The sequence below is a fragment of the Pseudomaricurvus alkylphenolicus genome, from assembly GCF_011683955.1.
In the GTDB taxonomy this organism is placed as follows: domain Bacteria; phylum Pseudomonadota; class Gammaproteobacteria; order Pseudomonadales; family Cellvibrionaceae; genus Pseudomaricurvus; species Pseudomaricurvus alkylphenolicus.
The window spans coordinates 211,773-225,359 of the sequence record NZ_JAAQPI010000007.1; the positions used below are offsets into that span (position 1 = coordinate 211,773).

Sequence of the window (13,587 nt, forward strand, 5' to 3'; positions counted from 1 at the left end):
ACACTCCTTAGAAAAGATTCCAGGTTGCGGTGACGCCCACCGTACGAGGCATCGCGGGAATGTGAAACGCGCCAAAGGGAGCCAACGCGTAGTTGTGCAGGTAGTACTCCTCGTCAAATGCATTATTGATCCAGCCCGCCACTTCCCAATGCTCTTCAGGCGAGACATAGGTCAATCTCAAGTTGGTGACTCTGTAGGCGGGAATCGCGGCATAGTCGACGTTCTGTACATCCTGATAAGCTTGATCCTTGGCCACATATTCCGCCCGGGCATTAACGCTTCCACCACTCTCCAGATCCCAGTCATAGAGCGCCGCAAGGCTGTAAGCATGTTTCGGCGCGTTACGCAGTTTATTGCCTTCATGGGGTTCGAGGTTGCCATCCAGCTGGGTGTATTCAGTATCAAGATAGGCATAGGTGGCGGATAGCTGCAGGTTTTCGGTCAACGCCAATGTGGCTTCCAGTTCAATACCCTGGCTCACCGCCTCACCGGCATTTTTGGTTTGCAATGGAGGTACCGGGCTACCATTGGGAAAGGTCTGGAGAATCTGCAGGTCTTCGTATTGCGTATTAAACAGCGCTCCGTTTAAACGCAGGCGACGATCAAGCAGCATCGACTTGAAGCCCAGTTCCAGATTCAATGCCTGTTCTTCGTCGAATGGCGTCGCCGCTCCCTCTCCGGTGGACGCCGTGCCATCGAAGCCGCCGCTCTTGAATCCGCTGGCAGCGCTGAGGTATACCATGGTGTCGTCGTTGACATGGTAGTTGACCACCAACTTATAAGTTGGCGCCGTCCAGGTTTCGCTCACGGCGACGTCGTAACTCTCCAGCACATACAAACCCGCCCCCCCGGTGCCGACATTGGTAAAGTCTTTTTCTTCGCGGGTGTAGCGCACCCCCAAGGTCAGATCGAGATCCTCTGTCAGGGAGTAGGTACCCTGCCCAAATATTGCAACACTGGTGGTTTCGTTACCTTGAATGGAGAAGTCATCGGGCAGAGCTATGGTGGTGCCGAGAGGTACCACACCGCCCCCCGTAAACAGTGCACCGAGATCGACTGCTGTGGTAAAGGCGCCCCCCTCAGTCCGATTTGTCTTTTCGTTGTTGTAATAGATACCTGCCTGCCAATTCAGGTCGCCCTGTTCACCCGCCAAACGAAACTCCTGGCTGAGCATTTCGCTGTTTTCTTTCACGAAATTATCGATAGTGAGCACTGGAAACGCGGTAATGCCAGTCCCCAGGGAGATCTGGTTCATGGCAGTGGCGCTCTCCCGCCAAGCGGTCAGAGAGGTCAAGGTACCAAAATCATTATCCCAATCCACCTGAAGCGAAATGCCCTTAGCGTCAACATGAGTGCGGCCGGCATCTTCCAAGTAATTTTCGTGGAAGCCGGTTTGGGGCAACGCCGGCGATTGCAGGAACATTCCGACCAGCCCCTGATCGCCGGCAGGAACCACCGCCGAGCCGCTGCGCTCGTCGGTGCCGTAGTCAAGGGTCAGCAGCAATTCCAGATTGTCCTGAGGAGTAACCAACACCTGGGCACGAACATTGCCGCTATCGAGGTCTCCTGTTTCAATATCCGGATCAATGACGCTGTCCACATAGGCGTCGCGGTTTTTGCGGCTAAAGCTGATCTTGCCGTTTATATTTTCCGCCAGAGGGCCTGTGACCATGCCCCGATAGCTTTGCAGACCATAGTTTCCCGCGCCCACTTCCAGGGAGGCTTCCAGTTCCTCAGAAGGTCGCTTGCTGGTCAGGTTGATGGCGCCGGCGATGGCATTTTTGCCCCACAGAGTCCCCTGAGGACCACGTAACACCTCAATGCTTTCCAGGTCATAAAGTTCTGTGCCGGCGCCGGCACTGCGATTGATATACACACCGTCGAGAAACAGCGCCACAGACTGCTCGCCACCGCCGGCGCCATCGCCATTACTGCCGATGCCGCGAATAAACATTTGTGGCTGGGCCGGGTTAAAGCTGCCCATGCTAAACCCGGGCGTGCGTACGGCGATACCTTTCATATCGCTGATGCCAGCCTGCTTAATCATTTCGGCAGACATGGCCGTCACGGCGATAGGTACATCCTGCATATCCTGGGCGCGCTTCTGGGCGGTAACTACAACCTCCTCAAGGGCAAAACTGCCCGGCTCTTCGGCGATGGCTCCCAGAGAAACAGCAGCGGCAACCGCCAGGGAAGTGGTTTTTTTCATGGATACTCTCCTCGTCTCTTTGTTATGTTTTGAACGATAGATGGCCCTCTATTCTAGGCATTCCGCTCACTCGGCCCGTGCGAATTAGCGGCAAGTTGATTTCGAATTCGCGCCACCCTGTAGCTTTATAAGACGAGTTGGACGATGATAGATCAATCCAGACTACTCTTAAATTGTCTGCGCCCAACCAATAACCAATAAAAATCAATGACTTAGGATGATGTCATTGTGAAATGCCTCCATCTGACCAGGAGAAGGCCTTGCGAAACCACGACACCTTATCAATATCGCCAGAATGGAGCGTCGTGGGCTATTGGTTCAGAAACGTTCTGGACACGGCTCAGGGCCTCGGCTGTGATCGCGACTCATTGCTGCTGCAGGCGGGACTGTCGCCCGGCATTCTGGAGGATTTGGAGACTCACTATCCTCTCGCCGATTTATATCAACTGATCCGGTTGATACGAGGCCATTGTGGAATTGAGGATCTGGGGCTCCATTATGTGCTCAACGCCCATCCCTGCGGGATGGGTTTGGTCGGCATGGCAGCCTACACCGCTCCGACGGTCCGCGCCGCCTGGGAGCTGGTATTTCGTTATCGTCACCTGGTGATGAATACGGGCAATTCGCAACTGCTCAATGAAGGTGACACCTGCAGTATTCGCTGGTATCCCTACAGCCGAGACATTGTCTCCGACCGCTGCTTTGTAGATGCGGTGACCGCCGGCTGGATTTCCAACTCTCAGGCACTCAGCGGCAGAACCATCATCCCCACCAGTGTCGAGCTCACCTATACACGTCCTCGAATCACATCGCTGTTTAGCGAAACCTACGGCAATAATGTAAGCTTTGATCAGCCATACAACAGCATTACGTTTCGCCGAACAGATATCGACGCGCCGGTACGATATGCCAACGAACGTGTACATCGAGTGCTGTGCCGTGAAGCGGAAGAGGCGATTGCTCACTTGCGAGCAGCCTGCGCTTTTTCAGAGAAATTGGAATACCATATTCGCCAACAGCTGCCCCAGGGCGAAACCACCGTAGAGACATTGTCGGCGCTAATGCACGTAGCACCACGAACCCTGCAACGCCGTCTAAAGCGGGAAAACACCAGTTTTCACGAATTACTGGTCAATGTTCGCCATGAATTGGCTCTGCAGCACCTGCAAGAAGAAAAGCTATCAACATTGGATGTGGCTTTGAGGCTGGGTTACAACCAGGCAAGTTCCTTTTGCACCGCATTTAAGAGCTGGACGGGGCTAACCCCGTCCGAGTATCGCGGCGAGCAGGAAGCAAATTAGTTGTCGGTATTATTGATCAATTGGGATCTGCATATGGAAGGTGCTGCCCACCTCCACGTCGGAAGTTACCGCCATCTCGCCCTGATGGTGATCGCTGACAATAAAGTGAGAAAACGACAGTCGCTTACCAATGTCGTAATCGTCTTCTGACGCACCATCACCAAAGAAAGGCTCAAACAGATACTGTTGTTCTTCACTGGTCAACCCGATGCCATTGTGCTGTATCTGAATCCAGATCGCGTCGTAGCATTCAAGAATACGAATGGAAATCTTCGGTTCCCGGCCCGATCCAGGCATTTGCCCCAAGGCGTGTCGGAACAGACTGAGAAAGACCTGCTGCAATTCGAATACATAGCATTGGATCTGCGGCAGGCCTTCTTCGTAGTTACGCTCGATCTCGATGTCTTCGAATTTCAATTTGGAAGGTACCGACAGCATTTCACTGGCCAGCTTGAGCGAATGGTCCATCACCTCCGGTACATTGATCGCCTGCTTTTCGTCATTGCGACTGCGGGCAAAGGCGAGCAGATTGCCGATCACCGATGCCACATAGCGGCCCTGGTCCAACGCGTCGGCCAGTGATTCATCGAGCTTGTTGACCTCACTGTCATTGCCCTCACCATTGACCGTCAGGGCGCCACTGGCCAGCAGGTTGCGATAGACCTCCAGGTCCTTGAAGATCGCCTGCAGGGGGGTATCGATGTCCTGAGCCATGGTGGCGGCCAGCTCTCCCATGGAGGACATTTTATCGCGCTGAATCAGTCGGTTTTCGGTCTTCACCCGTTTGGTGACGTCGTCAACCAGAATCACCACACCGGCTTCCACCTGGCCCTGCAGCGGATAAATGGTGATGTCATAATGGTACCGGCCCCGCTGACTGTGCTTGATGGTAACCGCCTCGCCCTTCTCCATTGCCTGCTTGACCTGGTCCGGCGAAATGGTAATCACCGGGTAGGCTTCCCACAGGTTCTTGCCCATGACGTCATCGGAGGGATGGCCGGATACCTCTTCGGCGCGTTGGTTCCACTGAGTGATCTGGCCCTTTTCATCCAGCCCGATCAGCATCAGTGGCATCGAGGTCAGAATATTCTTGATATAGGACTCGGACGCGCGCAGCCTTTGGGAGGTAATCACGTGCTGGGAGACCTCATCTTCCAACAACTTGTTGGTATCTGTCAGCTTCTGGTTGGCTTCGTCCAGAGTCGCGGTGCGTTCCTGCACCCTCAGTTCCAAGTCATTACGGATTGCTTCCAGAGCCCGATTGGCCTGGTGGGCCTTGTTGCGAGTGATAAACAGGTTCACCACAACAATCGTTAACAGAATAATCAGAGTACCGCTGGTCCAGTTGGCCAGGTGCTGCCAGTTGGTGTTGCCCTCTTCGTCTTTGAAGATGTCGGTAATTCCGGCCAGGACAACTTGGCTATGGAGAAGAATCAGGGTGGAAAGGATGACTTGTTTCATTTTACCGCTCAAACGTGTGATCAGGTGCAATACTAGCATTAGATGCCAAAACCCGCCTCATTGCTGAGGGCATTTTGTAGGATCGAGCCCCTTTAATTGATTAAATTTTGCTCAATCCGGCACTGGCGTCCAATTTATCAACGCCATTGAAATCGAGTGCCAGTCGATAGACTAATGCGGGCACCGTTGACCTGGATCAATATCCCATGCCCAACCACCGATTAATGTGGCTGGACTATTAAAAGCGGAGGTGGTGATCCATGAGCGATAAAGCCCTCAGCGACCAGGATACCTGGCGCAATCTGCGAAACCTGATTCTGGTGTTTATCGGCCTGACCGTCGCCATGGCGCTGAGCGTCAACTACTTCACCGGCTGATCAATCCTCGATAACCGTGTCGGCACGATAGCGGAAGGGATGCGCCGGATAGGTGCCGATGTTGCGCACCTCCTTGGCGAAGAAGTTCAGTTCCTGCATGGCGAACTTCATGCTGTCCTGATCGGGGTGCCCCTCCACATCCAGGTGAAAGCTTGAGACCTGCATGGTGTCTGACGCCATATAACTCTCCAGCTTGATCATGTTGACGCCGTTGGTGGAGAAACCACCCAGAGCTTTGTAGAGCGCCGCAGGAATGTTGCGCACGGTGAACATCACCGATGTCACGAACTTTGTCTGGGGCTCATACTCAGGCATATGGCTGTCGCGCGATAGCACCATAAAACGGGTGGTATTACCGGTTTTATCCTGGAAGTTTTCTTTCAGGATATCGAGGTTATAGAGTTCCGCAGCCAGGCTGCTGGCGATGGCCGCATGGGTGCCATCGCCGCTTTCAGACAGCTCTTTGGCCGAGCCGGCGGTATCCAGCGCTGCGCTTTGCTCCAAGCCCAACTGTTTAATATGACCATCGCACTGCGCCAATGCCTGGGGATGAGAGGAGATCGTCTTCAGGTCCTCCAGTTTGGTGCCAGGCAGCGCTAATAAACAGTGATTTACCGGTTCAAAGTGCTCGCCAATAATATGCAGTTTGGTCTTTGGCATAAGCCGATAGATTTCTTCGACGCGACCCGCCGTCGAATTTTCCAGTGGGATCATCGCCAGATCCGCTTCGCCCCTTTCCACCATAAACATTGCCTGGGTAAAAGAATCGCACGCAAAAGCTTGCATGTCGGGGAATACCCGGTGGCAGGAAAGGTGGGAGTAGGCGCCGGGCTGCCCCTGATACGCGATGATACTGTCTGCTTTGTCCATAACTACAACACTGCTGTTACTATCAGAATCAATAAGAGGCGTAGTATGCCACAGGCAAGCGCGTCCACATAATAACGCAACTGTTTATAGCCAAATATTGCAAAGAGTGCATTTGAAATTAAGAGATTGGATACCATATTTCTATTGTCTACATAAACCTCAACTCATACGGGAGATATCACCATGAGTCTGATTCCACGTGATTCGCTGTTGAACTTTGAGCACATGTTCGACAATTTCTTTACCCCCTCGCGGTTTATGTCCGAGCAAGGAGAAGGGTTCTTTTCTCCACGGGTGGACATCCGTGAAAATGACAAGACCTATATGGTCAGCGCTGAGCTACCGGGCGTGAAAAAGGACGATCTTACAGTCACTCTGAGAGACGGAGTTCTGACTGTTGAGGCCGAACTGCACCAGGAAGACAAAGAAGAGAAGGATGGCAAGCTATTACGCCAGGAGCGCCGCTATGGCCGTTTTATGCGCAGTTTTAACCTGATGGGCGATGTCAAGGAAAAAGACATTGATGCCACCTTTAAGGATGGAATCCTGCACCTGACCGTGCCCAAGCGCGAGCCCAAGGCACCGCAAAGCCGCCGCATCGAAGTTCATTAGATTCAAGCCTGCTTATGGGGGACGCCACCAAAACGTCCCCCGACTTTCGCATAGAAAAGCCCTAGCTTTGACGTCCAGCGGTCCCAAATCACGTACAGACAGGGGACGAGAAACAGGGTCACCACCGAGGCAAACAGGACACCAAAACCCAGGGAGATCACCATTGGGATCAGGAATTTTGCCTGGCTGCTTTGTTCAAACAATATGGGCAGCAGACCAACAAACGTGGTCAGTGATGTTAACACGATGGGGCGAAAGCGGTCCTGTCCGGCCGTTAGCGCCGCCTTCACTATATCCACACCCTGGGATCTAAGATGATTGAGCCGGTCGAGCAATACCAGGTTATCGTTGACAACAACTCCCGCACAGGCAAGAAAGCCAAAGAATGACATCATACTGATGTCGTGTCCCAGTAGAAGATGTCCCACCAACCCACCAGTAAAGCCAAAAGGGACAGCGGTAAGAATGATAAAGGGCTGACCATAAGACTTAAATGCCACTGCCATCAGCGCATAAACGGCGAGCAGTGCCATCAGGAAGTTACGGGCCAGGCCTTCGCCAAATTGAGCCTGGGATCTTAGATTACCGTCGCTACTGAGATCAAAGCCGGGAAAACTGCGCTGCCACTGTAACGCGTTTTTTTCCATCATGTGATGGTAGATTGCCAATGCGTCTACCCCTTCGACGGTATCTGCGGTGATGCTGATATTACGCTTGCGAGAGGTTCGCTCAATAGCGCTGAAACCGGGCATTAAGTGAATATCTGCCACCGCACTCAATGGAATTTCTGTGCCATCCTCAGTCCGGATTCGCATACTATCCAGCATGCCAAGGTGGCTGCGATCAGCCTTGGGGTAGTGCAACATCACCCGCACATCTTCCTTGGCCCTGGGTATACGCTGCACTTCTTCTCCGTAAAGACCCTGCCTGAGCTGGCGGGCAACCGTTTCCGTGGTTATTCCAAGCGTGGTGGCGTGATCCCTGAGGCCAACAACCACTTCCACTCGCTCCGACTGTAAACTGCTGCGTACGTTCTCGACGCCAGGATAAGCCGCTAAAGTCTCTTTAACTGCGTTTACCGCCTGCAACTGGGACGGATAATCATTGGCAGCAACATTAAGATTCAACTGAATATCTGCGCTATTGTTACCAAACCCCGTAACCAGAGAAAAGCTTTTGGCTTCTGGCATTGGTCCTATCAATTTCCGAAGACGTGCGCTGACCTGGTCGATGTTAACGACCCGTTTCTCAGGCTGCATCAACCCAACGAATAAGTTAACCTCAGCAGCTCGCGCTGTTTTTTTGATTTCGGTGAGAAAGGGCTTGCCTTGATTTATTTTTATCAGTTTCTCGTCATCGCGCATATCAATGGCGATACGTTCAATGCGGTCGGCGATAGCTTGGGTATCCTCAAACGCAGTCCCCTCGGGTAAAGTGATGTTCACTGACAAGAAGCTTTGGGGCACATTGGGAAAGAACGAAGTACCCACCCAGCCTCCAATATAGAGCGCAACGGAGATCATAAAAACCAGAGTAAATCCGATCAGTGTCGCGCCGCGATTGCCGATGACGCTCTGTAACAGAGGCCGATATCGACGCTTGGCCACGCTCATGAGCCCGTCAGCAACGCGGCTCCGGGTGACACTTAGCTTACGGAGCAAGGAGAATCTGCTGGCACGCTCGGGCTTGAGGTGCGCGAGGTGACAAGGCAGGATCAACAGACATTCAATCAGAGAAAACACCAGACAGAAGGCCACCACATAAAATATGGAATGCGTAAATGGGGCTACCGCTGTTGGGACACCCAGCATTGGCAAAAAGAAAATGATGGTGCTGAGCACAGCCAGTATCACCGGCTTCATCACCCGTCTTGCACCTTCGCTGGCAGCATTGTGTGTACCCAACTGCTGGCAGGAATAGATGCTCTCCCCCACCACAATTGCATCATCCACCACAATACCCAGTACCATCAAAAACGCAAACAATGACAGCATATTCAGGCTGATACCTGCATAGGGCAATGACCAAAAGGCGCCGGCGAAGGCGGTAACGATACCCAGGCATACCCACGCCCCCAACAGAGGGCGTAGGAACAGCATCAAAATGGAAAACACCAACAGCAAACCACCGCCTGCGTTGCTGGTGAGTAGCACGACTCGACTGTCAAACAGCTCTCGCATTTCGTAATTGATGGTGACATCTAAACCAGGGGGAAGAATGGAGCGTAAGTCCTCGATATATTGGCGCGCAGCAGCCGTGCCGCCAAACAAATCCGGGTTATCACTGATGTGAACCGTAAAATCCAGCGCCGGTTTGCCATTGTAAGTCACCTCAAGGTCTTCCTCGGCGAAACCGTCTCGGATTTCGGCAATATCGCCCAGGGTCAACTGGGAGCCATCCCTATTGGAGAGAACCACAATTTCGGCAAAATCCTGCGCACTATACGCCTGTTCCCGGGTTTGCACCTGCACCCCCCCGGTAGGTGTTTGAATCATACCCGCCGGCAGGTTTACCGATGATTGCCGGATAGCCCTGGCCACTTGTTCGAACGTTAAACGGTATTTTCTGAGCGTATTCTCGGAGATTTCGATGCTGACCTCGTCCGCTCGTGCACCGTTGTAGGTTACATCGGAGATACCATCCAACAGCGGCATTTCGTCGCGAACCTGCTGACCGAGTCTCTTCAGAGTCGCCTCATCGGCGTCACCGTAAAGGGAAAAGAACATCAGTTGCGGCCGAAAATGTTCGTGGCTGACAATCGGGCGTTCGGCACGAGGCGGAAACGTATTGATGGCGTCCACCCTCGCCTTGATATCGTTCAGCAACTGCTTGATATCGAAGCCCTCGATCACTTCGATACGAACATTGCCTGAGCTTTGACGAGAACTGGAGGTTATCTGGAAAACTCCCGCCAGATCCGACACTGCCTCTTCAATTCGAACAACAATTTGCTGCTCTACCTCTTGGGGCCCCGCACCGGGATAGATCATGGTGACATTAATAACGTTCTGCTCGGTTGCAGGGAACACCTCTTTGTTAATCGTATTCAACCCGAGAAAACCACCCAACAGGATAGCCAACATCAACAGGTTGGCGGCCACCGGATTATCAATAAAAAAGTCTACCAGTCGGGTCATGGTTCACGTCTCCATAGCGGGCAACGCCTCAGCGGGTATCCTGGTTAACTGCAGGACTCAGCGCGAGTACTTCGGCACTGCGGGGTAACACCTGCTGTCCTGGGCTCACAAAGCTCTGCCGGGAGGCCATAACGCGAGCATTCCCATGCACGCTCGCTCGAATCCAAACAGTGGTTTCATCGCTCGACAGCACCTCAACCTCGACAGGAACAACCCGATCATTATTGTCCAAGGTGTATATTCGGTTACGTTGAAAAATTGCCCCTCTCGGCAACTCGATCACGTTTGCCAAAGGTTTGCTTTGGACTCTGGCCTCGACAAACATCCCCACCATCAGTGGAACATCGCCCTGGTTATTCACCTCGGCAATGGCGTAAATCATCCGGGAACGATTATCGACGCTGCCGGCAGTACGGAAAATCTTCCCCGCCCATTCGTGAGGCTCCCGCCCAATGACCCCCTCAATGGTCACCCGCGTCTCGTCGCCATCCTCGGCCCCTGTCATCGGCAGACTCAACAGTCCAAGTTGCTCATCGGAAAGCGGAAGTCGAATTTGCACCGTCGAGTTATCGTAAACTGACGCCAACTCAGTACCGGCGCTGACATATTGTCCCAAGTCCACATGGATACGGTCGATACGACCGGAAAACGGAACGCTGATTCGGGTGCGCTGCAGATCCTTTTGTGCTTTAGCCAAGTCCCCTTGCGCGGCTTTTAGTCGCGCCCGCGCAGCTGCAATATGAGGCTTTCGAAGAAACAGCTCGTTGGCATTGGCATTACCGAGATCCCGCCACTCCCTGCGAGCCTGGCGCGCTTGCCCCAACTCGGTGGCCAAAGCCTGCTGCGCTTCAGCAACTCTGGCCCGGGCTTGTAGAAGAGCGGCCTGATAATCACTGTCCTCAATGCGTATCAGAATCTGGCCCTGGTCAAAAAATCCGCCATCGACAAACTGCGCATCGACTTCGACAATCCGACCAGAGACCTCTGCTGCCAAAGTAATCCGACGACGAGGTTCTACAGTACCTTGGCTGAAAACACTGACTCTATGAGTGCTCGGTTTGGCCTCCACTACCGGGACGGTTTTCTTTTCCGGTACAGGGGGTGGACTATTGGGAATCGGGTCGGATTTACCGGTAGCAACCAGAAATACGATCAACAAGCCTGGAACGGCTATCTTGAGAGCCAGGGGAATTCTCTGCCAGAGTACCATACTGAATCCTGCATCCGTTCGTCGCCCGCTGATTCTGAGATACTAAACCAGCTGCGGCTCATGGTTGCGTTGAATACGTATGCAGGCGCTTGATTTGGGTAAACCCCGGGTTCACTGAAGAACCCGGGCGAGAGCTAGAACGCGTACTTGATATCCACCCCGTAGGTGCGGGGCACGCCGCGCATAACCTGATCAGCGCCTATCAGGTCAGTGAGCTCGAACATATAAGCCGCATATTCCTTGTCGGCCAAGTTCTTGCCCCAGAGTGCCAATTCCAACTGCTCGCTGGAATCGGTCCAGGACAGACGCGCGTTCCAGAGACTGTAGCTGTCTTGCCCCAATTCTTTGTTTCGAGTGTAGCTGGTGGGATCACCTACGACGGCTACGGTACCGTTGGAATAGTAGACTTCGCTCTGGTAGGAGCCGTCTACCTGTGCCGAGAGGCTGCCGTTATCGCCCAGTGACCAGGTGTAGTGAGCCAGCAGGTTGGCGCTCCATTCCGGCGTGTTCTGAGGTGTAACGCCATTGAGATCCGCAGTAGCAACACCTGTGGCTGTTGGCACGGTCAAGTCGAATTCATCAAATTCGGAGTGAGTATAACCCAGCCCCACCTGAATAAAGAGAGCCTCCAGCGGCTGCCAGGTGACGTCCATATCAAGGCCATATAGCTCAAGGGACTCGGCATTTTCAATCTGATTTTGTGGTAAACCCGTGTTCGGATCACCAATACTGTTAAACACTTGTGCGTCCTGATAGTCGTAGTAAAACAGGGCCGCGTTCAGTTGCATGGTGTCATCTAGCAGTGTGGATTTTATGCCAAGCTCGTAGGCCGTGAGAATCTCAGGGTCATACTCGGCGTTGGCCGGGTAATTCGCCAGATCAGTCACCACCCCACCGTTAAAGCCACCGCCTTTGAATCCCCGAGTGATGGAGCCATAGAGCATGTGATCCTCATTGGGGTAGAAATTCAAGGCGACTTTGCCCGAAAATTCTTCATTGCGAAGATCGTCGGAGTAGCTCATGGAAGCCAGTAAGGGCGTAAATGCGAAGTTAGGCACATCCGTGGCATAATCGAAGTCCACCTCAAGCTGTGTGTAACGCGCCCCCACAGTCAATACCCAGGACTCCGCCAATTCGTATTCCATCTGGCCGAATAACGCCTGAGTCGTCAGTTGCTGATGGCCTTCGGACCGGGAAGTTCCCAAATTCAGTAAACCGGGAATCAAGGGAAGATCTGCGTTGTCCACCTCTACATCCCAGTTAATGGTTTCAGACAGATAGTACAGACCCGCAATCCAGTGTAATTGGTCAGTATCGCCATTGAGCCGAAGCTCCTGAGTAAACGTATGAGTATCTACGCTGTACACAAACTCCACCAACGCCAGTGGTGTCATGTCTCCATCTTCTCCCTGGCGTTTATCCAGATCATCATAGGCCGTGATCGATGTAAGACTGATTTGATCGTTCAGGTCATAGCTGACGTTTACCGAAACGCCTTTGGTATCAGTATTGATACGATACTCTTTATCGCCATGAACGCCCTCGTAAAAATCGGAATCCAACGTAGTGCCGTACAGGTCGGAATCGCTGTCGTTGCGTGACGCATGAAGATTGAACAGGACTGACAGATCATCGGTTGGGAGATAGTTCAACAACGCACGACCGGCAAAGTTCTGCTTCTCCACTCTATCGCCATTGCTGAGGTTCTCTATATAGCCGTCTGACTCATACCCGACCAGAGCCAAGCGTCCATTTAGCGTTTCTGTCAAAGAGCCGGAGACCATGCTTTCGAGTTTGGTGTAACCATAGTTACCGGCACTGAGTTTCAGCGAGGCTTCGAATTCCTCCGTGGGCTTATTGGAAACAATATTCAGGGCACCACCAGTGGTGTTGCGACCAAACAGAGTCCCCTGCGGCCCCTTCAGAATCTCAACGCGTTCGATATCAAAGAGTGTGGTTAGCTGACCGTTGGACGAACCGATGGAGGCTTCGTCGATATAAAAACCTACCGGTCCGGTATTGTTCAACGCGAAATCATTCAGACCGATGCCGCGAATAAATACAGAAACCACCCCCCCTTCACCGGCTGGAGACATAATGTTCAAATTAGGGGTTTTGGCGGCGACCTCGTTGCTGTTGACAACGCCCATGGCCTCCATGGTTTCGCCGTCAAATGCACTAATGGCAATTCCCACCTCCTGCAAACTCTGCTCACGCTTTTGCGCAGTAATGACTATTTCTTCCAGGGTAAAAGCGCTGTCTGCCTGGGTTAAGGTCGCCTGCGAGGCCGTAGCCAGCGCGATAGCTGCAGCCAGCTGATGGCAAGAACGAAACTGCATATCGACTCTCCTCTTAAAGTCGGATGGTTATTATTGAAGAGGACCGTATCCGAATAAGAAACGACACCCCT

At 52.8% G+C, this 13,587-nt stretch carries 8 protein-coding genes; 2 read left to right on the forward strand and 6 right to left on the reverse strand.

What is annotated here, in order from left to right; all coding sequences use genetic code 11:
* Window positions 1-7: 7 nt before the first annotated feature.
* Window positions 8-2,209 (reverse strand): TonB-dependent receptor, encoded by a 2,202-nt coding sequence (locus HBA55_RS18695; protein WP_166994577.1) that lies wholly within the window; start codon window positions 2,207-2,209, stop codon window positions 8-10.
* Between the two features lie 260 nt (window positions 2,210-2,469).
* Between HBA55_RS18695 and HBA55_RS18700 the strand changes: the two genes are divergently transcribed.
* Entirely contained in the window at window positions 2,470-3,510 is a 1,041-nt protein-coding gene (locus HBA55_RS18700) for an AraC family transcriptional regulator (protein WP_166994579.1), read from the forward strand.
* Window positions 3,511-3,519: 9 nt separating this feature from the next.
* Here the strand turns inward: HBA55_RS18700 and HBA55_RS18705 are convergent, their stop codons facing one another.
* Window positions 3,520-4,971 carry a two-component system sensor histidine kinase NtrB gene (locus HBA55_RS18705; RefSeq protein WP_166994581.1) on the reverse strand — a complete coding sequence of 484 codons (1,452 nt, stop codon included), beginning with the start codon at window positions 4,969-4,971 and terminating at the stop codon, window positions 3,520-3,522.
* A 377-nt stretch (window positions 4,972-5,348) separates the two neighbouring features.
* Window positions 5,349-6,218 (reverse strand): prephenate dehydratase, encoded by an 870-nt coding sequence (locus HBA55_RS18710; protein WP_166994583.1) that lies wholly within the window; start codon window positions 6,216-6,218, stop codon window positions 5,349-5,351.
* Window positions 6,219-6,401: 183 nt separating this feature from the next.
* On the opposite strand from HBA55_RS18710, the gene HBA55_RS18715 reads away from it, so the two are divergent.
* Window positions 6,402-6,830, forward strand: coding sequence for an Hsp20/alpha crystallin family protein (locus HBA55_RS18715; RefSeq protein WP_166994585.1), 429 nt, complete (start codon window positions 6,402-6,404; stop codon window positions 6,828-6,830).
* A gap of 2 nt (window positions 6,831-6,832) precedes the next feature.
* On the opposite strand, the gene HBA55_RS18720 is transcribed toward HBA55_RS18715, so the two are convergent.
* From HBA55_RS18720 to HBA55_RS18730, 3 genes are all read right to left on the reverse strand, one after another.
* Window positions 6,833-9,967, reverse strand: a complete 3,135-nt coding sequence (locus HBA55_RS18720) for an efflux RND transporter permease subunit (RefSeq protein WP_166994587.1) — start codon at window positions 9,965-9,967, stop codon at window positions 6,833-6,835.
* A 28-nt stretch (window positions 9,968-9,995) separates the two neighbouring features.
* Window positions 9,996-11,177, reverse strand: coding sequence for an efflux RND transporter periplasmic adaptor subunit (locus HBA55_RS18725; RefSeq protein ID WP_166994589.1), 1,182 nt, complete (start codon window positions 11,175-11,177; stop codon window positions 9,996-9,998).
* 134 nt (window positions 11,178-11,311) lie between these two features.
* The gene (locus HBA55_RS18730) at window positions 11,312-13,516 is read right to left on the reverse strand and encodes a TonB-dependent receptor (protein ID WP_166994591.1); all 2,205 of its coding nucleotides are present in this window, start codon (window positions 13,514-13,516) and stop codon (window positions 11,312-11,314) included.
* Between the last annotated feature and the right edge of the window lie 71 nt (window positions 13,517-13,587).

Coding starts and splice junctions, on each gene's coding strand:
- HBA55_RS18720 (WP_166994587.1), bottom strand. CDS start 9,967: ATGACCCGACTGGTAGACTTTTTTATTGATAATCCGGTGGCCGCCAAC.
- HBA55_RS18695 (WP_166994577.1), bottom strand. CDS start 2,209: ATGAAAAAAACCACTTCCCTGGCGGTTGCCGCTGCTGTTTCTCTGGGA.
- HBA55_RS18730 (WP_166994591.1), bottom strand. CDS start 13,516: ATGCAGTTTCGTTCTTGCCATCAGCTGGCTGCAGCTATCGCGCTGGCT.
- HBA55_RS18710 (WP_166994583.1), bottom strand. CDS start 6,218: ATGGACAAAGCAGACAGTATCATCGCGTATCAGGGGCAGCCCGGCGCC.
- HBA55_RS18705 (WP_166994581.1), bottom strand. CDS start 4,971: ATGAAACAAGTCATCCTTTCCACCCTGATTCTTCTCCATAGCCAAGTT.
- HBA55_RS18715 (WP_166994585.1), top strand. CDS start 6,402: ATGAGTCTGATTCCACGTGATTCGCTGTTGAACTTTGAGCACATGTTC.
- HBA55_RS18725 (WP_166994589.1), bottom strand. CDS start 11,177: ATGGTACTCTGGCAGAGAATTCCCCTGGCTCTCAAGATAGCCGTTCCA.